The sequence below is a fragment of the Citrobacter sp. RHB25-C09 genome (assembly GCF_013836145.1).
Taxonomy (GTDB): domain Bacteria; phylum Pseudomonadota; class Gammaproteobacteria; order Enterobacterales; family Enterobacteriaceae; genus Citrobacter_A.
In genome coordinates this window covers 1125900-1150022 of record NZ_CP057483.1, presented here as the reverse complement: position 1 = coordinate 1150022, position 24123 = coordinate 1125900, and the positions used below count along the sequence as shown (strand labels likewise).

Below are 24123 nucleotides of genomic sequence, written 5' to 3'. Positions count from 1 at the left end.
TCCTCAGATTGACAGCTTTTTGACGCGCTTGCCGCCATACAGCAGGTTTACGATGGCACGTGTACCGACGATCGCGGTAAACATCGACGTCGCCACACCGATACCGGTGGTAATCGCGAACCCTTTAATTGCCCCGGTGCCGACTGCGTACAGAATGATGACCTTAATCAACGTCGTAATGTTCGCATCGAAGATGGAGCTGAATGCACCCGCATAGCCTTCGTTGATTGCCTGCTGCACTGAACGTCCGTTACTCAACTCTTCTTTAATACGTTCGTTGATCAGTACGTTCGCATCGACGGCGACGGCAAGGGTTAAGACAATACCCGCAATCCCCGGCATACTCAGCGTAGCGCCCGGCAACAGTGACATAATGCCGACAATCAAGACCAGGTTAGCAATCAGCGCGCTGGTCGCAATCAGACCAAACTTCTTATAGAACACGATCATGAACAGGATGGACACCGCCAGGCCTGCCAGACACGCTTCCAGACCCTGTTTGATGTTCTGCATCCCCAGAGTTGGACCGATCGTGCGTTCTTCAACAATCTGGATCGGTGCAATCAGCGCACCGGCACGCAGCAGCAGAGAGAGCTGACGCGCTTCATTCGGATTGTCGATACCGGTAATACGGAAGCTGTTCCCCAGACGAGACTGGATGTTGGCGATGTTAATCACCTCTTCCTGTTTCACCAGCACGGCGCGACCGTTGGCGTCTTTCTTACCGCTGTCTTTGTACTCCACGAACAGGGTCGCCATCGGTTTACCGATATTGTCCTTGGTGAAGTTAGACATGATGTTACCACCGGCGCTATCCAGCGAGATGTTTACCTGCGGCTGGTTGTACTCGTCCTGGCTGGAAGTGGAGTCGGTAATATGGTCACCGGTCAGGATCACGCGTTTGTACAGCACAACGGGCTGACCTTCACGCATCTGCTTCACTTCGGAATCGCCCGGTACACGTCCGGATGCCGCCGCAGACTGGTCTACGTTGGAGTTCACCAGACGGAATTCCAGCGTTGCCGTCGCACCGAGAATTTCTTTCGCGCGAGCGGTGTCCTGAATACCCGGCAATTCAACCACGATACGGTCAGCGCCCTGGCGTTGAACCACCGGTTCGGCCACGCCTAACTGGTTAACACGATTACGCAGGATATTGATGTTCTGCTGAACCGCATATTCCCGGGCTTCGCTCAGACGGGCATCGGTCATCACAGCGCGCAGCGCATTGCTGCCCTGGCTTGAAATCACCAAATCCTGATGACGCTTACTCAGATAAGCGATTGCTTCATCACGAGCGCTGGCATCACGGAAATTGATGCTCAGACCGTAGTTGTCTTCTTTACGAACAGTAGTATACGGGATGCCTTTTTCGCGCAGATCGCTGCGCAGGCTATCGATATTTTGTTCCTGCAGTTTACCCAGAGCGGTGTCCATATCGACTTCCATCAGGAAGTGAACGCCGCCACGCAGGTCAAGACCGAGTTTCATCGGCTCTGCTTTGATGGCAGCCAGCCAGCGCGGGGTGGCAGGAGCAAGGTTAAGCGCCACGACGTATTTATCACCCAGCACGCCCATCAGCGCTTCTCGTGCGCGCAGTTGGGTGTCGGTGGTGTCGAAGCGCGCAAGAATAGCGCCCTCTTCCAGTGCCACAGACTTCGCGGTAATTTTTTCTTGTTGTAACGTATTCTGGACCTGGATCAGCGTTTGCTCACTGGCGGCGACACCGCGCGCGCCAGTGATTTGAACAGCCGGATCCTCACCATACAGGTTGGGAAGCGCGTACAGCAGACCGACGATAATCACGACGATCAGCATAATGTACTTCCACAAAGGATAACGGTTTAACACGGCAGTTCCCTTTGGGAAAAGTTTCTATTACAGCGCCTTCATGGTGCCTTTCGGCAGAACGGCAGCTACGAAGTCACGTTTGATAACCACTTCAGTGGTGTCGTTCAGTGCGATAGCGATGTAGCCAGTTTCTGCTACTTTAGTCACACGACCGACCAGGCCACCGTTGGTCAGGACTTCATCGCCTTTCGCGATGGAGTTCATCAGGTTTTTGTGCTCTTTGGTGCGCTTTTGCTGTGGACGCAGGATCATGAAGTAGAAAATCAGACCAAACACCACCAGCATCAGGATCAGAGACATCGGGCTGCCCTGGGCCGGAGCACCTGTTGCTGCTACCGCATCAGAAATAAAAAAGCTCATTCAAATTCCCTCATTATTAAAATTAATCAACGTTCAAAGGTGGAACTGGTCGACCCTGACGTTGGTAAAAATCAGTTACGAAGCTCTCTAATTTACCCTCTTCGATAGCCTTGCGTAAACCCGCCATCAAACGCTGGTAGTAACGCAGGTTATGAATCGTGTTGAGACGCGCGCCCAATATTTCGTTGCAACGATCAAGATGATGCAAGTAGGCGCGTGAATAATTGCGACAGGTATAACAATCACACTCAGCGTCGAGTGGGCTGGTATCGCTTTTATGCTTCGCGTTGCGAATTTTTACTACGCCATCGGTCACAAACAGGTGACCGTTACGGGCATTTCGGGTTGGCATGACACAGTCAAACATGTCGATACCCCGACGCACGCCTTCAACCAAATCTTCTGGTTTACCGACGCCCATCAGATAGCGCGGTTTATCTGCCGGAATTTGTGGACAAACATGCTCCAGAATGCGGTGCATATCTTCTTTCGGTTCACCTACAGCCAAACCGCCGACAGCGTAGCCATCAAAGCCAATCTCTACCAGACCTTTCACGGAGATATCACGTAAATCTTCGTAAACACTGCCCTGAATGATGCCAAAAAGCGCATTTTTATTGCCGAGGCTATCAAAACGGTCGCGACTACGCTTCGCCCAACGCAATGACATCTCCATTGAGCGTTTAGCATAGTCCCAGTCCGCCGGGTACGGCGTACATTCGTCAAAAATCATGACAATATCGGAACCGAGATCGTACTGAATCTCCATCGACTTTTCAGGATCGAGGAAAATCGGATCGCCGTTGATCGGATTGCGGAAATGCACGCCCTGCTCGGTGATCTTACGAATATCGCCGAGGCTAAAGACCTGGAAACCACCAGAATCCGTCAGAATAGGGCCTTTCCACTGCATGAAGTCATGCAGATCGCCGTGCAGCTTCATGATCTCCTGGCCAGGACGCAGCCAGAGATGGAAGGTGTTACCGAGGATAATTTGTGCGCCAGTCGCTTCAACTTCTTCCGGCGTCATCCCTTTAACGGTGCCGTAGGTGCCCACAGGCATAAATGCTGGGGTTTCCACTACGCCACGATCGAACACCAGGCGGCCGCGACGCGCGCGACCGTCGGTGGTATCAAGTTCAAACTTCATTTTTTCTCCTGCATCAGAGAGACAGTCTGATGATTAACTCAGCGTCGCGGAAATCAGTCCCCGACACGCTCATGCAAAGCCAGCGGATTGTACGTGATAAACATCGCGTCCCCGTAGCTAAAAAAGCGATAATTTTGTTCTACCGCAGCCTTGTAGGCATTCATTGTATGCTGATAACCGGCAAACGCGGAAACCAGCATAATCAACGTAGATTCAGGTAGATGGAAGTTGGTGACCAGCGCATCAATCACTTTGTACTGATAGCCCGGGTAAATGAAGATCTGCGTATCGCCAAAGAACGGTTCGATAAGCCCGTTTTTAGCCGCCTGGGCGGCACTTTCGAGTGAACGAACAGAGGTCGTCCCTACCGCAATCACCCGACTACCGCGCGCTTTCGCCGCCAGCACTGCATCCACCACATCCTGCGGCACTTCCGCATATTCAGAGTGCATAATGTGATCTTCGATAGTGTCCACGCGCACCGGCTGGAATGTCCCCGCGCCAACGTGCAGGGTGACAAACGCCATCTCGATGCCTTTCTCGCGAAGGGCAGCCAACAGTGGTTCATCAAAGTGCAGACCGGCGGTCGGTGCCGCAACGGCACCCGGCTTTTCGCTGTATACCGTCTGGTAAAGCTCACGGTCAGCGTCTTCATCCGGACGGTCAATATACGGCGGCAGCGGCATATGACCAATGGCGTTTAGAATATCCAGCACCGGACGGCTATCATTAAATTCAACTTCAAACAGCGCGCCATGGCGGGCAGTCATGGTGGCATTGATGCTTTCGTCATCGCCGAGCAGCAGTTCTGCCCCGGGTTTCGGCGCTTTCGAGGCGCGAATATGTGCCAGAATACGTTTATCATCAAGCATACGCTCGACGAGCACTTCAATCTTGCCGCCGCTGGCTTTACGCCCGAACAGACGTGCCGGGATCACACGGGTATTGTTAAAGACCAGCAAATCACCAGGGTTGAGCTTATCGAGCAGATCGGTGAAAGTACCATGCGTCAGCGCGCCCGTCGGCCCGTCTAACGACAGCAAACGGCAGCTACTGCGCTCCGGCTGCGGGTAGTGGGCAATCAAGGATTCGGGTAGTTCAAAGGAAAAATCGGTAACGCGCATGACTCTGACTCAGACTAAAATAAGAGGCGGGTAGTCTAGTGCCGGGGCGCTCTCCCTGCAACCGTTACCCACTTTTGGACAGATATCGATAATGAATTTTTTAGCGCACCTGCACCTGGCTCATCTCGCGGATAGCTCGCTTTCCGGTAATTTGCTGGCCGATTTCGTTCGCGGTAATCCGGAATCGCACTACCCGCCTGACGTCGTGGCCGGCATTCTGATGCACCGTCGCATCGACGTAATGACCGATAACCTGCCGGAAGTCCGCGAGGCCCGCGAATGGTTTCGTAGTGAAACCCGCCGCGTCGCGCCGATTACGCTGGACGTGATGTGGGACCATTTTCTGTCACGCCACTGGGCGCAAATCTCCCCGGATTTTCCGCTCCAGGCGTTTGTGGGTTACGCCCACGCTCAGGTTTCGACTATTTTGCCCGATTCGCCGCCGCGCTTTGTTAACCTGAATGATTATTTATGGTCAGAAAAATGGCTTGAGCGCTATCGCGATATGGATTTTATTCAGAACGTATTGAACGGAATGGCAAGCCGCCGCCCGCGTCTCGATGCCCTGCGCGACTCCTGGTATGACCTGGACAATCACTACGATGCGCTGGAAGAGCGGTTCTGGCAGTTTTACCCGCGCATGATGGATCAGGCCCGGCAGAAAAGCTTGTAATCCAGGTTAATATTCCACATCTCACCCGGACAGCCTGATGGGACCAGGCCGGATAAGGCGAAGCCGCCATCCGGCGTTGCGCATACCATTGATAGGCAAAAGCTCACGGAACGATTGTCAGCGCCTCTTTGTCTTATTCGCAAACTGTTACTATACTGGCCCGCGTTGCGTTCCAAAAACCCTTAACATTGCAGGAGAATTATATGGTACTGGTGACTCGTCAGGCTCCGGATTTCACAGCAGCTGCGGTACTCGGTAGCGGTGAAATTGTTGAAAACTTCAATTTCAAACAGCATACCAACGGTAAAGCGACCGTTCTGTTCTTCTGGCCGATGGACTTCACCTTCGTTTGCCCGTCTGAACTGATCGCATTCGACAAACGTTATGAAGAATTCCAGAAACGCGGCGTAGAAGTCGTTGGCGTTTCTTTTGACTCTGAATTCGTCCACAACGCATGGCGTAACACCCCTGTCGACAAAGGCGGCATCGGTGCAGTGAAATACGCGATGGTTGCTGACGTTAAGCGCGAAATTCAGAAAGCTTATGGTATTGAGCACCCGGACGCAGGCGTTGCGCTGCGCGGTTCTTTCCTGATCGACGCCAACGGCGTTGTTCGTCACCAGGTGGTTAACGACCTGCCGCTGGGTCGTAACATCGACGAAATGCTGCGTATGGTTGACGCGCTGCAATTCCACGAAGAGCACGGCGAAGTCTGCCCTGCACAGTGGGAAAAAGGAAAAGAAGGTATGAACGCGTCTCCGGACGGCGTGGCTAAATACCTGACCGAAAACGTTTCCAGCCTGTAATCGGCTCGAATTGAAAAAAGGCTCGCGATGCGAGCCTTTTTTATTGGCTACGCCGCGTCGTCCTTTTGTGTCTCGCGCCAGATCCGCCAGGCCATCAGCGCCAGTAAAAGCACGCCTACAATCAATATGCCCCAGACCATCAGCGTCTTTGTCATGCTTGCCCGTTCACTCGCAGAGGTGGCGGTTAATCGCGCCTCGCCCCCCAGCTTAACGGCGTCCCGCACATACGCCTCGGGTAAATTCGCCACATCATGCGTTTTTCGTAGCGCTTCAGGAATCAGCATCTGCGGGGCGATGCTGCCGGCCTCTGCCGCGCCGTTGCCCCACGCCAGGAGCCAGGGTGCTTTTCCTTGCGCATTAAAAACCAGTTCATAACTGGCGCGGTTCCCTACCACACGCGGCAGGCTCTCTGGCAAACGCGCGTTCAGCGTGGTGATTTTCACTGCCTCAATCAGCTCCCCCGAAAGCGGAATCGCTGCGGATGATTTTCCGTCGAGTTGGTAAAGCACCTCTTTTTTCAGTGGGCGCCACTCCGCCTTTTGCGCACTGCGCCACATGATCTCAACAGGCAAGACGCCGTCGCCTTCCAGCATAATACTCAGTGATGTCAGAGGGAGCGGATGCGTCCACTGCCACTGTGCTTCCGTTGCCGACACACGCTGCCCCTGCCCTTGCAGTGCTATTTGCTCGGATTCCGGATGTGTCACCCTGGGAACGGCGCTCACCCCCTTCAGAGCAAGCGTCGGGTTCGGCGCATCCAGCACAACCAGCAAATAGCGAATGGAATCCGGCGACAACGTGAGATCCACATCGATTCTGTCCAGCTTCAGGCGATCGCTGCCGCTCGCGACATCCATCAGCGGCATATCTTCACGCAGGGAGTGCCAGCGCTTCAGATCCCGGCTGTAATATACCGTTGCTTTTGCCTGCCACGGACCTGCTGGGGTATCCCAGCTAAACTGAAGCTGTGAGAGCGAAAGCGCGTCGGTGATATTATCCGGCAGCGAGATCAGATAGTGTTGCCCCTTCGCTCTCGCCTTTTCCCCTTCCAGAACGATCTCTACACCGCTTCTGGAGCGTAACCTGATTTCAGCATTGTCATCATCGGCCGACCTGCGGGCAGTCACCGGCGACGAGTTCAGCGGAAACAGTCGCAGTGCCGTGGATCCCATCGTTGCCGTTTGTCTGGTCGGGGTCAGCAGGCTGAACGGCACCGCATCGCCCATTTGGTTAAATACCCGCACGTCGCGTAAATCAGGCGATGTGCTTTGCTCATAGACCGCTAAGGGCAAAATAACCCGGTACCACTGCGAAGGTGTTGGGGTTTCCAGCGCCAGGCCATAGGCGTAATCCTGCGGTGATTCCGCTGGCGTGTCTTCACTGAACGCAGGCCCGTTGATCGCCAGCAGTACGCTGCAAACTACCGCTTTCATCCATTTCATTTTTCTTCTCCTGCTTTTGGCGGTAACGGTGAGAAATACCCGACAATTAATACCAGTATGGACACGCCGATAAAGGCGACCGCTCTTGCCAGTCCGCCACCGCGCGCGCTATCAACCAGCAACAGTTTGACAATCACCAGCCCCAACAGTACCGCGCCACATAGCCACTCTCGCCGTATGCCCCGTCGGGTCGCATGAATCATCAGGCACAGCGCGCAGAGCATCCAGAACAGCGCAAAACAGGTCTGAATGAGCCGTGAATGCCAGAGTGATTGCGTATTCCATGCCACATCGCCGTACCAGGCCAGCGCTCGCATCAGCATGCCATTCAGCCACCAGAAGCCAAGCGCCAGCAGCGCAATCACCGGCCAGGGTCGATAAACCGCTACCTGCACCGGGAAATAGCGACGCGCCGCATGATAAAGCACCACCAGTCCCATCAGCGCGAAAATAGCGCCTTCTTCGAGCGGGTTCACCAGCGGTATCCAGGTCTGATATAAGATCACGCCATCCTGGAGGTTGGTCAGCACTAACAGCCCCAACAGCGCGACCGCCACCGGGATCATTGCCTGAGCCGCATATAGCGCAGGCCAGACCCTGAACGGCCAAATCTGCCGCTGAACGGCTATCCAGACGAGGAAAATCAACATTCCGCCCGCGGCCATCAACACGCCGCTCCCCAGAGACGCCATCCCCCACGGCAGATCGCGGGCAAACCAGAACAACTCAGCCGCCAGCGCCAGTAAAAGCATCCAGAACAGGGATAGATGTAGCATCATGGAAATACGCGGCGGTTGCGCCTCGCTGTCGCGGCGCAGCAACACCAGCGCAGCAGGGAGTGCAAGGCACCAGGCCAGATTCGACCAGCCAGCGGCAAATATCTGCTGTTGGAATAACTGATAGACCAGCACCGCTAACATCGCAGGCCAAAGCAGCCATTTACTGATATTCAGTTCGTTCCATGCCAGCCGGCCTGCAACCGTTCGCCACAGCCAGACCGAGACTGACATCATTGCCAGCACGCCAAAGATGACCTGTGAATCTTTTTGCAGAACCCATTGTGAGGCCCCCACCAGCGCGACGCCCCAGAACAGCAATCCGCCCGCCAGCAGCGCCCAACTGCCACGCAGATGAATGTTGCGCCAGAGCCATGCGCCCGCAAGCCAGCAAAGGCTGAGAACGGCAAAAATCAGCATCAGGCTGAGCGCGGTTGTCCTGTCGAGTAGTGCCCACAGCGCACTGCCTAACGCCAGAACCAGCAGCGCCGTGCCGCTGTAGCTCATTCGCCGCTGCTGCTGTTGCACGCCCAGCCATAGGATCCCCAACCCTTCCAGCGCCCAGGCCATGGCAGTCCAGCGCGCCGACAGTGCCAACGGGATCGCCAGGGTGGTAAACGCACCGCCGAGCGCCAGCGCAGCCAGCACCAATGGTCGTCCCAGTGAGGGATAGCGACGAAGCGCCAGCCAGGCGAGCGCCAGATAGAAGCCGCCGAAGCCCAGCGCGCTGAGCGCCGGGCCGTACTCCCAGTGCTGGGTCATCCCATACTGCATACCAAAGCCAACCAGCGGCGGCGCAAACAGCAGTACCCCGTCGATAATTTGCTTGCCCTTCTCCTGCGCGCGCAGCGACAACGCCACGCTGAGGACGCCAAACAGAAGAACGTTTACAATCAGGAATAGCTGGCAGTTCAGATAAAACTCGGGCTGATAGTCACTCATTCCCCACAAACCGCCCACGCCGAACGTAAACAGCAACCCGAGCAGGTTCAGTTCGCGCCAGTGTTGCCAGATGCTAATCGCAAGGATACCGACCGACAGCAGCAGATAGAACGAGAACAGCGCGACATAGTTTCCGCTACCCGTGGAAAGCAGCAGCGGAGCAAGATACCCACCGAGGCTCGCCAGCATCGCCAGACTGAGCGCCTTTTGCAAAATGGCCAGCCCAACGCTTGCCGCGCATATCGCCACCAGCAGCGCAAAAGCCAGCGTCACAGGCAACATCTGCCAGAGCCGGAATGCGCCAAAAACGGTCAGGTAAAGCGCCCCTGTCGCCCCGCCTTGCAGGATAAGGGCATAAATGGGCTGCTTATGCCGCAATCGCCAGCCTATCGCCAGCAGAACGATGGCAAAGAGTGCAGCTGATACCAGCCGCAGTTCAAGCGGGAACAGCGAATGCTCAACCGTATAGCGCAGCAGGAAGGAAAGACCGAGGAAGAGAAGCAGGATACCCAGCTTCGCCAGCGGGTTTCCCTGCATAAACCAGCGCACCAACGACGACATCACGCCACCAAACGCGGAGGGCTGCCGGTCAATAACGGCTGCAGGGGTGGGATTTTTGTCGATTTCCACCGACGTCTGTCGGTTCTGAGATCGCCATGGGCTTACCGCCTGCGGAACGGGCTCAGTTATCGGCTCAAGGACCGTCTCGATCGCAATTGCCGGTTCTACAGGCAAGGCCGGCTCTGGCGTCGCCTGCGCTACAGGGCTCGTCGCGACGCCGCGCTGTTCAAGCTCCTCCACACGGCGGCGCAGTTGGATAAGCTCATTGCGCGTGGCCGAGCTGCGATTAAACGCCATAATCGCGAGGATCGGCGCTACCACCAGCGCAAAAAAGAGAATAATGCAGCCAAGGATTAAAAGGTCGTCCATGTTTCTACCTTCACTGTACGGGATCGCCTAAGATTGACACAAATTGTTCCATTTGTGTTAATTCAAACGCGTGAAATGTCCTTTTTCGCCCCGCCCTGTCTGCATTCGCCGGGATCAGTGCCCCATCCACACCGTGGCTGAAATCGCTGGCAGAGCCAGTATGTCATCAGCAAGTTGTCCTTTGCCTTCCATGCACTGCCACTCAGCAACCCTCAGCAGCGGCGAGGCGGGAAGGACCACTTCACAGGCCTCACCACGATTGATCGCCACCAGCACACGCTGTTGGTTGTAGACGCGCAAAAACACCACGACATTGTCTTCTGCGTAAACGACCAGGCATCCGCCGTAGCGCAGCGCCTGGCTGCGGTGCCTTAGCGTCGCCATACGCTGGTAAAGCGCCAGCAACTCGGCATCCTGCTTCTCTTCATCCCACGGAAAGGTCTTACGGCAGAAGGGATCGTTATTGCCGTCCAGACCGACCTCATCGCCATAATAGATACAGGGGACGCCTGGCCAGGTAAACAGCCACACCACCGCCAGCGGCAGGCGGGCGACATCTTTTCCCAGCAGTGATTTAAAGCGCGCCGTGTCGTGGCTGTCGAGCTGGTTAAACATCCGTAGCTGCTGCTGATGAGATAGCCCCGCGCGGTAGTTATCCATCCAGCGCATGCACGTCTGCGCATCAATATGCTGCGGATCGTAGGAAATATCGGTATTGGCGAGAAAACCCCACAGCGGAAAAGTAAAACCGCGATAGTTCATCGACGCATCTTCGGCATCGGCTTGTAGCCACTGGCGCGCGTCACCAAAGTGCTCACCCAAAACATAGGCCTCAGGCGATGTCTCCTTCGCCGCCTGAGTAATGCCAGCAACGTGCTGGAGGTTGTTTCTGGCACCACCGCCCTCGCCCAGCATATGCACCACATCGAGACGCCAGCCGTCCATATTCCACGGCGCTTTCAGCCAGTGACGGACAATGCTGTCTTCACCGCGATAGATTTCGTTGACCAGGCTTTCTGACTGATAATCCAGTTTGGGTAGACTCGCATAACCCAACCAGTCCAGCGCCGTGCCATCCTGATTGAAGCTATACCACTCGCGCCACGGCGATTCAGCGTTATGACACGCGCCCCCGGTACCACGAAGATGCCGGTCAAACCAGGCATGGGTATCGCCGCTATGGTTAAAGACGCCGTCCAGCACCAGACGCATCCCTTTCTTCTGCGTGTTATGACGTAACCGCATCAGCGCCCTATCGCCGCCAAACTGCGGGTCAACATGCCGGTAATCTTCGGTGTCGTATTTGTGTACGCTTGGCGCGGTAAACACGGGATTCAGATACAGTGCCGTTACGCCCAGCTTTTTCAGATACGGCAATTTTTCGCTAATGCCGTCCAGATCGCCACCATAGAAGGTCGAACCGCCGCCGTGGGCGGTCAGCGGGTCATCCCAGTCGCGAAAAACAACGTCTTGTCCAGCAGCGTGATGATAATAAACCTTGTCCTGTTCCGCTTCGCGCGCCTGGCTGCGGGCAAAGCGGTCGGGGAAGATTTGATAGAAAACCTGATCGGCCACCCATTGAGGGCCGGAATCGGGCGCATCCACAGCAAATTGTTCCAGCCGCGCAGGCGGGAAAGCGCTGAGTCCTTGCGGGGAAAACCACTGCTGGCGATCGTGCCAGAGCAGTTTGAAACTGTAACGACGACGGGGCTGTCCGCTGTTGAGCGCAATGGCGGCGCGCCAGGCGGTAACCCCCGGATGCGGCTGGGTGCGCAATTTATGCATCACCAGCGACGTTTCCTCGTTGTCATTTTCCGCACGTAGCGTTACGCGCTGGGGCGGATTCTCGCCTGACAGCCAGAGTGTAATCGTTAGTTGATCATTGTTTTGCTTAACAAATGGGGCAACCGGGAGGTGCCAGACATTCAACATCACGTATCCCCTATAGTGAAAATGTGCCCACCTTGCCATAGCGTTAACAAGGATAACTCATCATCTGACATTTTATTGGGGGAGGAGGACGGGGGAGGATATTTTACCGGGTGGCGTTACGCTTATCCGGCCTACGTCGCGCCCAGGCCGGATATGACGAACAATCAGTTAACTTCCGACAACTGCCTGTCGTGGCGACGCTTAAACATCCAGCCCACTAACAGCAGGACAATCCATGCAAAGCCGACATACAGCGAGATGCGGGTTTCCGGATGATAGCCAATCAGACCAATAATAAAGACGAGGAAAATCAGGCCAACCACCGTGGTAGCAACACCACCAGGCACTTTGAACTTCAGCGCGCTTACCTCTTCCGGCGACAAACGGCGGCGGAAGGCAATCTGCGACAGCAGGATCATAATCCACACCCAGACCGTTGCGAAGGTCGCCAGGGATGCGATGACCAGGAAGACGTTCTCCGGCATAATGTAATTCAGATAAGCCGCAAACAGCAGAGCAAGGGTCATCACCATGACCGTCACCCATGGGATCCCGCGACGCGACGTTTTCGCAAAGACTTTAGGCGCGCTACCCTGCTCCGCCATACCGTGCAGCATACGCCCAACGCCGAACACGTCAGAGTTAATGGCCGACAGCGAAGCGGTAAGCACCACAAAGTTAAGAATGCTGGCCGCAAAGGCAATACCGAGGTGCTGGAAGGTCAGCACGAACGGACTGCCGTTGGTTCCCACCTGGTTCCACGGATAGATCGACATAATGACGAACAGCGTACCCACATAGAACACCAGAATGCGCATTGGTACCGAGTTAATAGCGCGCGGAATGGATTTCTCTGGTTCTTTCGCTTCCCCGGCGGTTATGCCAATGATTTCGATACCGCCATAGGCGAACATCACCATCTGTAAAGACATCACCATGCCAAGCCAGCCGTTACTGAAGAAACCGCCGTTACTCCACAGGTTATGGATCCCTGTAGGCTGACCGCCGTTGCCAATCCCCCATATGATGATGCCGAAACCGGCGGCGATCATGATGATAATGGTGGCGACTTTAAAGAAGGAAAACCAGAACTCCAGCTCGCCGAAAACCTTGACGCTCATCAGGTTGATAGCGCAGATGATCAGCACCACGCTGAGCACCCAAATCCAGTGTGGCACCGCCGGAAACCAGACGCCCATATAGATGCCAAACGCCGTAACGTCAGCAATGGCGACAATCAGAATTTCAAAACAGTAGGTCCAGCCGGTGATGTAGCCTGCGAGGGGGCCGAGGTTTTCCTGCGCATAGCGCGAGAATGAGCTGGCGGAAGGATTGTGAACGGACATTTCGCCCAGCGCACGCATGATGATATAGGCCGCAACCCCACCAATAATGTAGGCAAGCAGTACGCTTGGCCCCGCCATTTTTATGGCGTCTGCCGAGCCGTAAAACAGACCGGTGCCGATTGCCGAACCCAGTGCCATAAAGCGGATGTGTCGGGTACTTAACCCACGCTTTAGCTTGTTATTACTTTCCATCAATTCCTGACCCATTTACTCAATAAAAAACCACGGGGCTAATGAAAATAGCCCCGTGGTCAAAACAGACTGTCAGTGATATTAGTGTGCGCTGGAGGTCACCTCTCGACCCGCTGCGCGATCCCAGATAATTGCCAGAACCACCATCACGACTGTTGGCATCAACCACGCCAGACCTTGCTCCGCCAGCGGCAAACGCTGCGTCCAGCTCGGTAACATGTCGCCAATTGCGGATGCTTTAATCCCATCAAGGATACCAAAAACAAGGCTGATAAACATCGCTGGTGCAATGACGCGGGACGAATTATGCCACCATGAGCGGGTAAAGCTTAATACAACCAGTGCGATACACGGAGGATAGATCGCCGTCAGCACCGGAATTGAAATCTGAATCAGGTGGCTCAGACCCAGATTTGAAACCACCATGGAGAAGCCGCCGAGGATAAACACCAGCGTGCGGTAGGACAGCGGCAGGTATTGCGCAAAGAACTCCGCACAGGCGCAGGTCAGGCCAACTGCCGTCACCAGACACGCGATGAAGATCAGTGCCGCTAACAGCAGGCTACCGGCTCCGCCAAAGGTGTGTTGCACATAGGCATGGAGGATAGCCGCACCGTTCGCCGACTGTTCGACCAGCACGGCGCTGTCTGAACCCAGACGGAACAGCGCGAGGTACAGCAGCGTCAGGCCGACACCGGCCATCAGTCCCGCCCAGACGGTGTAACGGGTCAGCAGTCGCGCTTCCGTCACGCCACGAGAGCGCGCCGCGTTCACGATGACAATACCAAAGACCATCGCCCCCAGCGTATCCATCGTCAGGTAGCCGTTGACGAAACCATTGGAGAATGCGGCAGTTTGATAAGCTTCCATCGCATGGCTGATCGGACCGGCAGGCCAGATAATCGCCGCAACGGAGAGTACGATAAGCGCCAGAATTTTAAGCGGCGCCAGGAAGTTACCGACGGTATCCAGCAGCTTACCCGGATAGAGCGATACCAGAATGACGATCGCAAAATAGACCACGCTGTAGATGAACAGCGGCATCGCTGAATCACCGGTCAGTGGCGCGATGCCCACTTCAAAGGACACAGTCGCGGTACGCGGCGTGGCGAACAACGGTCCTACGGCCAGGTAGCACACCGTCGCCAGCAGCACCCCTGCCACTTTGCCGATTGGCGTGCTCAGGCTATCAACACCACCGCCAACCTTCGCCAGCGCGACTACGGTCAGCACCGGCAGACCCACGGCGGTAATCAGAAAACCAAACGCCGCAGTCCAGACGTGTTCGCCTGCCTGCAACCCCACCATAGGTGGAAAAATAATATTCCCTGCGCCGACGAACAGCGCAAAGGTCATAAAGCCAAGAGCGATAATATCGCGCGATTTTAACTGATGGGTCATATAGCTTACGGCCTGTGGATGTGGTGTTGATTAAATTAAAAAGTTGTTATTCCCTGAGGAAAGATATAGCGGCTTTTTTAAGCAATTCCAGCGGGATATGCTCCTGGGCTGACATGGCGAAGAATAGTTTTTCGAATTACCGCTCAAATGCAGTCGGTTTAACAGCATCTGGGACGCAATTTAAACGCTTATAACGTTTTAAAGCAAGAAGGGATCTAAAAACTGAAACATTATAGCGAGATAAGATTACAGACCGGTAGAAAACACCATTACTATGAAAAACTCATGGCTTATAATGCGAACAAAAATCGACCAGACGTTGATAAATTCACGAGAAGAATCTTAACCGCAAAGAAAATAAGCCAGCTAATGCTGGCTTATGGAAAGTTATTCTTACGAGGGGCTATTACGCACTTTTTTTGGCGATTAACCGTTCCGGCAAAATGAAACTAAAACGAGTGCCTTTCCCCAGTCGGCTGTCAATATTCAGACGGCTATCATGATGATTCAGTGCATGTTTCACAATTGCCAACCCCAACCCACTCCCCCCCGTTTGCCGGGAGCGCGCTTTATCCACACGGTAGAAGCGTTCGGTCAGACGCGGAATATGTTCTGGTGCAATCCCCGGACCGTTGTCTTCGACGCTAAACTCCGCGCCTTGCGGTACCGAGGACCAGCGCACGGTGATGTGCGTTCCTTCCGGCGTATGGTTTACCGCGTTGTAGACCAGGTTTGAGATAGCGCTGCGCAGTTGCTCTTCATTACCGAGCACTTTCAAATGGTTATCGATATCAAACGTCAGGGTATGTTTGTGCTGACTGAGCGTTTGCGCCTCGCGCTCAACCATGCGCAGCATCGTCGGCACGTCCACCTGTTCATTGAGCAACAGCGTAGGTGCGGCTTCGATTCTCGACAGCGTGAGCAACTGTTTCACCAGCCCTTCCATCCGTGACGTCTGTTCACGCATCGTCAGCAGCGCTTTTTCGCGCGTCGCGCCTTCCAGCGGCTGCTCGTGCATCATTTCAAGGTAACCCTGCAGCACGGTCAGCGGCGTGCGCAGTTCGTGACTGACGTTGGCAAAGAAGTTGCGTCTCGCCCCTTCAAGCTGGTGCATCTGGGTCACATCGCGCGCCACCATGAGCAGTTGCTTATCGGTATACGGCATAACGCGAATTTCCAGATGCCGTCCGTTATTAAGCACCAGATTCAGCGGGCGGCTGAAATCCCGCGTTTTCAGGTACTGCGTGAATTCGGGATAACGCAGCAGGTTGAGGATATTCTGCCCGTTATCGTCCGGCCAGCGTAACCCCAGCACCTGTTGTGCCAGACCGTTGCACCAGAATATCCCTCCCTCTTCGGTGGTCAACACGACCGCATCGGGCAGCGACTCGGCACCGCTACGAAAGCGTTTGATCAGACTGCCCAGTTCGCGACGACGCTTTTTATTACGCAACTGCATCTGGTGCAGGCCATACAGCAAAGGCTCCCAACTTCCTCTTCCCGGCGGCGGCGTCATGCTTCTGTCGACCCATAGCCACCAGGAGAGGCGTAACAAATTCCAGAAATGCCAGATAAGCAGTCCCGTTACCGAGGCCAATAAAAACCACGGCAGGTAACCAAAAAACGCACTCAGAATAAAGGCCGGAATACAGCAGAGGATCAGTTCCAGCACCAGTCTTTTCCATGACAGCCGTTCTAGCACGCGTCACTCTCCATTCATCAAACCCCTTCGCCAGAAGGCGTTGATTTTTAAATTGTCAGTCAGAATCGGGTCGAAAAACGATACCCTGTCCCACGCACCGTCTGGACCATCCGGTCATGCCCGCTGGCCTCCAGCGCCTTGCGCAGACGGCGAATATGGACGTCAACCGTGCGATCTTCAACATACACGTTGGTGCCCCAGACGTGGTTCAGCAATTGCTCCCGGCTGTAGACACGTTCAGGGTGGGTCATAAAGAAATGCAGCAGTTTGAATTCGGTTGGTCCCATGTCTAACGGGTTTTCGCCCGTCATTACGCGATGGGACGTGGGATCCAGGCTCAGACCCTGCATCTCAATCACCTCTTCCACCGCCATCGGCGAAATACGGCGCATCACTGCCTTAATGCGCGCCACCAGCTCTTTTGGGGAAAAAGGCTTGGTAATGTAATCGTCCGCACCGGTTTCCAGACCGCGCACACGGTCTTCCTCTTCCCCTCTGGCGGTCAACATCATCACCGGAATATCACGGGTCAGCGCTTCACGCTTAAGATGTTTTATAAACTGTAGACCGGATCCCCCGGGCAGCATCCAGTCCAGAAGGATTAAATCCGGCCAGGGTTCATTAAGCTGGTTCACCGCACTGTCATAATCTTCTGCTTCAACTGACTGAAAGCCGTTTTGCTCAAGCACGAAACAGACCATTTCGCGAATTGGAGCTTCATCTTCTACGACCAGAATACGTCTCGCCATGATTTGCCCTGTTAGATAAGTTGCGTATCATCTGTCTTAATGGCCGTCATTATGCGTCAGTTTTATGACAGTTTTATGAAAAGGATAGTCGACGTTAATGTTAGGTTGTTGATTTATGACATCTCAGAAACAATTTATTACCGCTCCCGACACGTTATAATCTGCGCACTGTTATTCGCCACGGACAACTTATGCGCATCCTACACACCTCTGACTGGCATCTGGGTCAAAATTTTTACAGTAAAAGCCGCGCGGCAGAACACCAGGCCTTTCTTGACTGGTTGCTGGATACCGCCGTCACTCGACAGGTGGATGCGATTATCGTGGCGGGTGACATTTTCGATACTGGCTCGCCGCCAAGCTACGCCCGTGAGCTCTACAACCGCTTTGTCGTCAATTTAAAGAAAACCGGATGTCATCTGGTCGTACTGGCCGGAAACCATGATTCCGTCGCCATGCTAAACGAATCTCGCGATATTTTGGCGTTTCTCAACACGACCGTGGTCGCCAGCGCTGGACACGCCCCCTGGATCCTGCCCCGTCTCGACGGTACGCCGGGTGCGGTGCTCTGTCCGATCCCGTTCTTACGACCGCGGGACATTATCACCAGCCAGGCCGGCCTGAGTGGTCACGAAAAACAGCAGCACCTGCTGAGCGCCATCACCGACTATTACCATCAGCAACATGAGGCCGCCTGTACGCTGCGCGGCGACCAGCCATTGCCAATTATAGCTACAGGTCACCTGACCACCGTAGGTGCCAGCAAAAGTGACGCCGTTCGTGATATCTATATTGGCACGCTTGATGCTTTTCCGGCGCAAAATTTCCCACCGGCGGACTATATCGCGCTGGGACATATCCATCGCGCGCAGGCCATCGGCGGGACGGAACACATCCGTTACTGCGGCTCGCCAATCTCACTGAGCTTTGATGAAACCGGCAAAGCCAAATGTGTCCATCTGGTGAGTTTTACCGAAGGAAAACTTAGCGCGGTGGAAACACTTGAGGTCCCGGTCACCCAACCGTTGGCCGTACTGAAAGGCGATCTGGCCAGCATTACCGCCCAGCTTGAGCAGTGGCGCGGGGTCGAGCAGAACCCGCCCGTCTGGTTGGATATCGAAATCACCACTGACGGCTATCTGCATGATGTCCAACGCAAAATTCAAGCACTAACTGAAGCTTTACCGGTGGAGGTGCTGCTGGTTCGCCGCAGTCGCGAACAGCGGGATAAAATCTTAAGCAATGCGCAGCGCGAAACGCTCAGTGAACTGCGGGTTGAGGAGGTGTTTGAGCGACGGCTCGCGCAGGAAGAGTTGGATGAGACAAAGCGCGCCAGACTTAACGAGCTGTTTACCCATACGCTGCACGCGCTCAATGACGAGGATGAACACGCATGAAAATCTTGAGCCTGCGTCTAAAAAACCTCAACTCACTGAAGGGCGAGTGGAAAATCGATTTTACCGCTGAACCCTTTGCCAGCAACGGCCTGTTTGCCATTACGGGCCCAACCGGGGCGGGCAAAACCACCCTGCTCGATGCCATCTGTCTCGCGCTCTACCACGAAACGCCTCGCCTGCAAAAAGTCTCCCAGGCGCAAAACGATTTAATGACGCGCGATACCGCAGAGTGTCTGGCAGAAGTCGAATTTGAAGTTAAAGGCATCGCCTACCGCGCGTTCTGGAGCCAGAACCGCGCCCGTAACCAGCCGGACGGCAACCTCCAGGCCCCGCGTGTGGAACTGGCACGCTGCGAAGACGGTAAAATCCTTGCCGATAAAGTCACCGACAAGCTGGAGCACACCGCCGCACTCACCGGGCTGGACTATGACCGCTTCACCCGCTCCATGCTGCTTTCCCAGGGACAGTTTGCCGCCTTCCTCAACGCGAAACCCGGCGATCGCGCTGAACTGCTGGAAGAACTGACCGGTACGGAAATCTATGGCCAGATCTCCGCCATGGTGTTTGAAAAGCACAAAGCCGCCCGCAGCGCGCTTGAGATGAGTGAAGCTCAGGCGTCGGGGGTCGTGCTGCTGAGCGAAGAGCAGCAACAACAGCTCCAGCAACGTTTGCAGGTGCTTACTGACGAAGAAAAAGCTCTGCTGGCGCAACAGCAAACGCAGCAGAAGGCGTATCAATGGCTGACGCGTCACGACGAGCTTGAGCGCGAACAGCAGCGTGCAACGACCTCACAGCAGCAGGCGCAACAGGCACTGGTTGACGCTGCATCCGAGCTGGCAAAACTGCAGTTGGCACAACCTGCCGCCCAGTTACGGCCTCTCTGGGAGAGCCAACAGGAGCAGACTGCGCGTCTGGCGCAAACCCAACAGCGAATAACGGAAGTAAATACTCGCTTACAGGCGCAAACCCAACTGCGCTCGCGTATCCGCAATAGTGCGCTGCGGTCCCGTGAACAGTTGCAGAGCGAACACGCGGCGCTCACGCAATGGCTAACCGGACACGATCGTTTTCGCCTGTGGAGTCAGGAAATCGCCGGCTGGCGAGCCTCTTTTTCACAGCTCAGTCGTGAGAATAATCAGCTCACAACCCTTGCCGCCCGCCTTACTGAATTACGCCAGAAGCTGGCAGCCTTGCCGGAAAGCACGCTCACGTTAAGCGCAGAGGACGTCGCGACAGCGTTAGAGCAGCAGGGGCAAACGCGGACATCACGCCAGCGCCTGACCGCGCTTCATGCCCGCTATCAGCCGCTGCAAAAACGCCTGCGCCAGAATAGCGAAAGCATCCAGAAAGCCCAGGCGGAACAGACCGCGCTCAGCGAAACGCTGCTACAGCGCCGCCAGCAATATAAAGAGAAAAATCAGCACTATATCGATCTGAAAGCGCTATGCGAAAGCGAAGCGACCATTAAAAAACTGGAGCACTACCGCGCACAGTTAGAAGCCGGGAAGCCCTGCCCGCTCTGCGGTTCGAGCGAACATCCCGCAGTTAAGCAGTATCAGTCGCTTGAGTTGACCGACAACCAGCGTCGCCGCGACGCCTTGGAAAAAGAGGTTGCCGACCTGAAAGAGCAAGGCCTGCTTGTGCTGGGGCAGGTGAATGCTCTCAGCGCTCAGATCCAGCGCGAAACCACTGAAACCCAGGCCCTCGTCGAAGAACAGCAAGCGCTCACTAAAGAATGGCAGGATGTCTGCGCTACGCTGAATATTGACCTGAACATTCAGGAGGATATTTCGCCGTGGATGAACGCGCAGGAGCAGTATGAACGCCAGCTTTATCAGCTCAGTCAGCGCCTGACGCTGCAAAGCCAGATTAACGAACAGGAAGAGCAGGAGCGCCAACATCTACAGCAGATTGCCACCACCCGGCAGGCGCTGGAACAGACCTTACAGTCGCTGGCGCTGACGCTTCCCGAGGCCGGAACAGAAGCAACCTGGCTGGCGACGCGTGAAACGGAATCTGCACAGTGGCAGGAGAAGCACGCTCAACATGGCGCGATACAGGAACGTATTAACGCCCTGACGCCACTGCTCGACACGCTACCCGAGACCGATATCGCAGAAGCTGAACCGGAGGTTCCGGACAACTGGCGGGCGATCCATGACGAATGTGTATCGCTGCACAGCCAGCTTGCCACGCTGCAACAGCAGGAAGGCCTTGAACAACAGCGGCTACAGCAGGCTCAGACACATTTCAGCACCGCGCTGGCGGCGAGCGTCTTCCCGGATCAGCACGCGTTTCTGGCTGCCCTGCTGGATGATGACACCACCCACCGTCTTGCACAGTTAAAACAGACGCTGGAAAGCCAGATCCAACAAACCACGGCGCTTCTCGAACAAGCCACACAACAGGTTCAGGCTCATCTGGCATTGCGTCCGGAAGGGCTGGAAAGCGATGCGCCAGTGTTGCAGGCGCACTTGCTGCAACTGGCGCAAACGCTGCGCGAAAATACCACCCTCCAGGGCGAAATCCGCCAGCAGCTTAAGCAAGACAGCGACAACCGCCAGCTTCAGCAGAACTTACTCCAGCAGATTGAAGAGGCGGCTCATCTGGCTGAAGACTGGGGATACCTGAACGCACTGATTGGCTCCAGCACCGGCGATAAGTTTCGTAAGTTCGCTCAGGGGTTGACGCTGGACAATCTGGTCTGGTTGGCAAACAACCAGTTGACGCGCCTGCACGGTCGCTACTTGTTGCAGCGTAAAGCGAGCGACGCGCTGGAGCTTGAAGTGGTGGATACCTGGCAGGCGGATGCGGTGCGCGATACCCGAACCCTTTCCGGCGGCGAAAGCTTCCTCGTTAGCCTTGCGCTGGCGCTGGCGCTTTCCGACCTGGTGAGCCATAAAACGCGGATTGATTCGCTATTCCTCGACGAAGGCTTCGGCACGCTGGACAGCGAAACGCTGGATGCCGCGCTGGATGCGCTCGACGCGCTGAATGCCAGTGGTAAAACGATTGGCGTCATAAGCCATGTGGAAGCAATGAAAGAGAGGATCCCGGTGCAAATCAAGGTAAAAAAAATCAACGGGCTGGGTTACAGCAAGCTCGACCAGAAGTTTGCTGTAGAATAGTGGCTGGCTGGCGGAGTACGCCTCATCCAGTCTACACATAAACACCACGCCGGACGATCGGTAAAACGCATTAACGCAGGCACAATGAAAAAAGTGATTTTTGCCCTGGCGCTGGGCACGTTCGGATTAGGTATGGCCGAATTCGGCATCATGGGAGTATTAACCGAGCTAGCGCGTGACGTCGGCATTTCGATTCCCGCCGCCGGACATATGATCTCGTACTACGCCTTTGGCGTGGTGCTGGGTGCGCCGATCATCGCGATGATTGCCAACCGCTATTCCCTGAAGCACCTTTTATTGTTTCTGGTCACGCTGTGCGTCATAGGCAATGCGATGTTCACCCTCTCCTCGTCCTATCTGATGCTGGCGGTCGGCAGGCTGGTTTCTGGCTTTCCGCATGGCGCGTTCTTTGGCGTCGGGGCAATTATCCTGTCGAAGCTTGCCCGTCCGGGAAAAGTGACCGCGGCGGTTGCCGGGATGGTCAGTGGAATGACCGTGGCGAACCTGCTGGGGATCCCGCTGGGGACGTATCTGAGCCATGAATTTAGTTGGCGCTACACCTTTTTGCTGATTGCTGTGTTCAACGTCGCCGTCATTTTGTCGATCGCCTTCTGGGTACCCAATCTTCGTGATACCGCGAAGGGGCGGTTACGTGAGCAGTTTCATTTTCTGAAAAAGCCCGCACCGTGGCTGATTTTTGCTGCCACGATGTTTGGCAACGCGGGCGTCTTTGCCTGGTTCAGCTACGTCAAACCCTACATGATGTACATTTCCGGGTTCAGCGAAACCCTCATGACGCTGATTATGATGCTGGTTGGGCTAGGGATGGTGCTGGGTAATATTCTCAGCGGTCGGCTGTCAGGGCGCTTTACACCGCTCAGTATTGCAGCGACAACCAACCTGGTAATAGTGATTTCTCTGCTGCTGCTTTTTGGCTTTGGCAGCGTCAAAGCGGCGTCGTTAACCTTTGCGTTTATCTGCTGCGCGGGGTTGTTTGCCCTCGCCGCACCGTTGCAAATCCTACTGCTGCAAAATGCCAAAGGCGGGGAAATGCTGGGCGCCGCAGGCGGACAAATTGCCTTTAATTTGGGCAGTGCCGTTGGCGCATACTGCGGTGGCATGATGCTAACGCTGGGCTTTGCCTATAATTACGTTGCGCTTCCTGCGGCCTTACTGTCCTTTTCCGCCATGGCGTCGCTGCTGCTGTATGGCCGTATTTTGCCGAATGGCGACGCCAGAGTGTCTTCTCCGGCCTGCGATTAGCGCCATCCGGCAAAACGCATGTCAGTGCTGCGGCCAAAGCCATGCGGCGCCGCGCACGCCGCTGGAGTCACCGTGCAGTGCTTTACGTACCGGCGTTTCACATTCACCGCCAAAGACAAACTGTTTAATCAGCGGCGGTACCGTGGCATACAAACGGTCGATATTGCTCATCCCGCCGCCCAGCACGATAACATCCGGATCGAGAATGTTCACCACATGCGCCAGCGATTTTGCCAGCCGCAGTTCGTAACGGCTTAGCGCCTGTTCCGCCAGCGGGTTTTTCTCTTCAACCAGACGGATGATCTCATTACCTTTCAGCGCGTAACCGCTGAGTCGCTGATAGTCAGTAGCAAATCCAGTGCCGGAGATAAACGTTTCTATACACCCTTGTTTACCGCAGTAACACGGGACTTCAGCGCGATAGCGAAGCTCGTCGTCATCCATCCACGGCAGCGGGTTATGTCCCCACTCGCCTGCGGTGCCGTTGCCGCCAATATGCGCCCGGCCATTCAGCGCTACGCCTGCGCCACAGCCGGTGCCAATAATCACGGCAAAAACGGTCTGCGCGCCGGCAGCCGCGCCATCTACCGCTTCCGATACCGCCAGACAGTTCGCGTCGTTAGCCAGACGCACTTCCCGCTTCAGGCGCACGCTCAGATCTTTATCGAACGGCTGTCCGTTCAGCCAGGTTGAATTGGCATTTTTCACAACCCCCGTATAGGGTGAGATCGAGCCGGGAATGCCTAACCCCACCGTTCCGGTTTGTCCTGTGGACTTTTCCGCCATCTCCACCAGCGTCGCGATGGTTTCAATCGTTTGCTGATAGTCGTTTCGCGGCGTCGGCAGACGATGGCGAAACAGTTGCTCACCCGCCTCGCTGAGCGCAATGACTTCCGTTTTTGTGCCGCCTAAATCAATACCTATACGCACTGTCTGCTCCTCTTCCCGATTAACAATGC

General features: G+C 55.3%; 17 protein-coding genes. 5 read left to right on the top strand and 12 right to left on the bottom strand.

Annotation, left to right across the window (positions count from 1 at the left end; translation table 11 throughout):
- Positions 1-3: 3 nt before the first annotated feature.
- Genes secD through queA form a run of 4 tightly spaced genes read right to left on the bottom strand, consistent with a single transcriptional unit; the run spans position 4 to position 4485 of the window.
- Positions 4-1851, bottom strand: coding sequence for a protein translocase subunit SecD (secD, locus tag HVY19_RS05330; protein WP_181683323.1), 1848 nt, complete (start codon positions 1849-1851; stop codon positions 4-6).
- Positions 1852-1878: 27 nt separating this feature from the next.
- Positions 1879-2211, bottom strand: a complete 333-nt coding sequence (gene yajC / locus HVY19_RS05325; protein ID WP_002890398.1) for a preprotein translocase subunit YajC — start codon at positions 2209-2211, stop codon at positions 1879-1881.
- Between the two features lie 22 nt (positions 2212-2233).
- Positions 2234-3361: a tRNA guanosine(34) transglycosylase Tgt gene (tgt, locus tag HVY19_RS05320; RefSeq protein ID WP_042285978.1), complete on the bottom strand. Its 1128-nt coding sequence runs from the start codon at positions 3359-3361 to the stop codon at positions 2234-2236.
- A gap of 53 nt (positions 3362-3414) precedes the next feature.
- Positions 3415-4485, bottom strand: a complete 1071-nt coding sequence (queA, locus tag HVY19_RS05315; RefSeq protein ID WP_181683322.1) for a tRNA preQ1(34) S-adenosylmethionine ribosyltransferase-isomerase QueA — start codon at positions 4483-4485, stop codon at positions 3415-3417.
- A 91-nt stretch (positions 4486-4576) separates the two neighbouring features.
- On the opposite strand from queA, the gene acpH reads away from it, so the two are divergent.
- Together acpH and HVY19_RS05305 are read left to right on the top strand one after the other, a co-directional pair.
- A complete protein-coding gene (acpH, locus tag HVY19_RS05310) occupies positions 4577-5158 on the top strand; it encodes an ACP phosphodiesterase (protein ID WP_181683321.1) in 582 nt (193 codons plus the stop codon).
- Between the two features lie 203 nt (positions 5159-5361).
- A complete protein-coding gene (locus tag HVY19_RS05305; RefSeq protein WP_181683320.1) occupies positions 5362-5964 on the top strand; it encodes a peroxiredoxin in 603 nt (200 codons plus the stop codon).
- Between the two features lie 47 nt (positions 5965-6011).
- On the opposite strand, the gene HVY19_RS05300 is transcribed toward HVY19_RS05305, so the two are convergent.
- The 7 genes from HVY19_RS05300 to phoB form a co-directional block, all read right to left on the bottom strand.
- A complete protein-coding gene (locus HVY19_RS05300) occupies positions 6012-7406 on the bottom strand; it encodes a DUF3999 family protein (protein ID WP_181683319.1) in 1395 nt (464 codons plus the stop codon).
- Positions 7403-10054, bottom strand: a complete 2652-nt coding sequence (locus HVY19_RS05295; protein ID WP_181683318.1) for a DUF2339 domain-containing protein — start codon at positions 10052-10054, stop codon at positions 7403-7405. Before HVY19_RS05295 ends, HVY19_RS05300 begins: the two co-directional genes overlap by 4 nt.
- 114 nt (positions 10055-10168) lie before the next feature.
- Positions 10169-11986, bottom strand: coding sequence for a maltodextrin glucosidase (malZ, locus tag HVY19_RS05290; protein ID WP_181683317.1), 1818 nt, complete (start codon positions 11984-11986; stop codon positions 10169-10171).
- Between the two features lie 164 nt (positions 11987-12150).
- Positions 12151-13524 carry a proline-specific permease ProY gene (gene proY / locus HVY19_RS05285; RefSeq protein ID WP_181683316.1) on the bottom strand — a complete coding sequence of 458 codons (1374 nt, stop codon included), beginning with the start codon at positions 13522-13524 and terminating at the stop codon, positions 12151-12153.
- 81 nt (positions 13525-13605) lie between these two features.
- The gene (brnQ, locus tag HVY19_RS05280) at positions 13606-14925 is read right to left on the bottom strand and encodes a branched-chain amino acid transporter carrier protein BrnQ (RefSeq protein WP_181683315.1); all 1320 of its coding nucleotides are present in this window, start codon (positions 14923-14925) and stop codon (positions 13606-13608) included.
- Positions 14926-15331: 406 nt separating this feature from the next.
- A complete protein-coding gene (phoR, locus tag HVY19_RS05275) occupies positions 15332-16627 on the bottom strand; it encodes a phosphate regulon sensor histidine kinase PhoR (protein WP_181683314.1) in 1296 nt (431 codons plus the stop codon).
- Between the two features lie 59 nt (positions 16628-16686).
- The gene (gene phoB, locus HVY19_RS05270) at positions 16687-17376 is read right to left on the bottom strand and encodes a phosphate response regulator transcription factor PhoB (RefSeq protein WP_181683313.1); all 690 of its coding nucleotides are present in this window, start codon (positions 17374-17376) and stop codon (positions 16687-16689) included.
- A 191-nt stretch (positions 17377-17567) separates the two neighbouring features.
- On the opposite strand from phoB, the gene sbcD reads away from it, so the two are divergent.
- The 3 genes from sbcD to araJ all read left to right on the top strand — a co-directional run bounded on the left by sbcD (position 17568) and on the right by araJ (position 23164).
- Positions 17568-18773, top strand: a complete 1206-nt coding sequence (gene sbcD / locus HVY19_RS05265; RefSeq protein WP_181683312.1) for an exonuclease subunit SbcD — start codon at positions 17568-17570, stop codon at positions 18771-18773.
- Positions 18770-21901: an exonuclease subunit SbcC gene (gene sbcC, locus HVY19_RS05260; protein WP_181683311.1), complete on the top strand. Its 3132-nt coding sequence runs from the start codon at positions 18770-18772 to the stop codon at positions 21899-21901. The genes sbcD and sbcC overlap by 4 nt, the downstream gene beginning before the upstream one ends.
- Positions 21902-21985: 84 nt before the next feature.
- Positions 21986-23164, top strand: a complete 1179-nt coding sequence (gene araJ, locus HVY19_RS05255) for an MFS transporter AraJ (RefSeq protein ID WP_181683310.1) — start codon at positions 21986-21988, stop codon at positions 23162-23164.
- Positions 23165-23185: 21 nt separating this feature from the next.
- Here araJ and mak read toward each other — a convergent pair whose 3' ends face one another.
- The gene (mak, locus tag HVY19_RS05250; RefSeq protein ID WP_181683309.1) at positions 23186-24094 is read right to left on the bottom strand and encodes a fructokinase; all 909 of its coding nucleotides are present in this window, start codon (positions 24092-24094) and stop codon (positions 23186-23188) included.
- Positions 24095-24123 lie beyond the last annotated feature (29 nt).

What these genes read in the sequence shown, in the direction of transcription:
- yajC (WP_002890398.1), bottom strand. Translation starts at nt 2,211, where the DNA reads ATGAGCTTTTTTATTTCTGATGCGGTAGCAGCAACAGGTGCTCCGGCC.
- tgt (WP_042285978.1), bottom strand. Translation starts at nt 3,361, where the DNA reads ATGAAGTTTGAACTTGATACCACCGACGGTCGCGCGCGTCGCGGCCGC.
- queA (WP_181683322.1), bottom strand. Translation starts at nt 4,485, where the DNA reads ATGCGCGTTACCGATTTTTCCTTTGAACTACCCGAATCCTTGATTGCC.
- acpH (WP_181683321.1), top strand. Translation starts at nt 4,577, where the DNA reads ATGAATTTTTTAGCGCACCTGCACCTGGCTCATCTCGCGGATAGCTCG.
- HVY19_RS05305 (WP_181683320.1), top strand. Translation starts at nt 5,362, where the DNA reads ATGGTACTGGTGACTCGTCAGGCTCCGGATTTCACAGCAGCTGCGGTA.
- HVY19_RS05300 (WP_181683319.1), bottom strand. Translation starts at nt 7,406, where the DNA reads ATGAAATGGATGAAAGCGGTAGTTTGCAGCGTACTGCTGGCGATCAAC.
- HVY19_RS05295 (WP_181683318.1), bottom strand. Translation starts at nt 10,054, where the DNA reads ATGGACGACCTTTTAATCCTTGGCTGCATTATTCTCTTTTTTGCGCTG.
- malZ (WP_181683317.1), bottom strand. Translation starts at nt 11,986, where the DNA reads ATGTTGAATGTCTGGCACCTCCCGGTTGCCCCATTTGTTAAGCAAAAC.
- proY (WP_181683316.1), bottom strand. Translation starts at nt 13,524, where the DNA reads ATGGAAAGTAATAACAAGCTAAAGCGTGGGTTAAGTACCCGACACATC.
- brnQ (WP_181683315.1), bottom strand. Translation starts at nt 14,925, where the DNA reads ATGACCCATCAGTTAAAATCGCGCGATATTATCGCTCTTGGCTTTATG.
- phoB (WP_181683313.1), bottom strand. Translation starts at nt 17,376, where the DNA reads ATGGCGAGACGTATTCTGGTCGTAGAAGATGAAGCTCCAATTCGCGAA.
- sbcD (WP_181683312.1), top strand. Translation starts at nt 17,568, where the DNA reads ATGCGCATCCTACACACCTCTGACTGGCATCTGGGTCAAAATTTTTAC.
- sbcC (WP_181683311.1), top strand. Translation starts at nt 18,770, where the DNA reads ATGAAAATCTTGAGCCTGCGTCTAAAAAACCTCAACTCACTGAAGGGC.
- araJ (WP_181683310.1), top strand. Translation starts at nt 21,986, where the DNA reads ATGAAAAAAGTGATTTTTGCCCTGGCGCTGGGCACGTTCGGATTAGGT.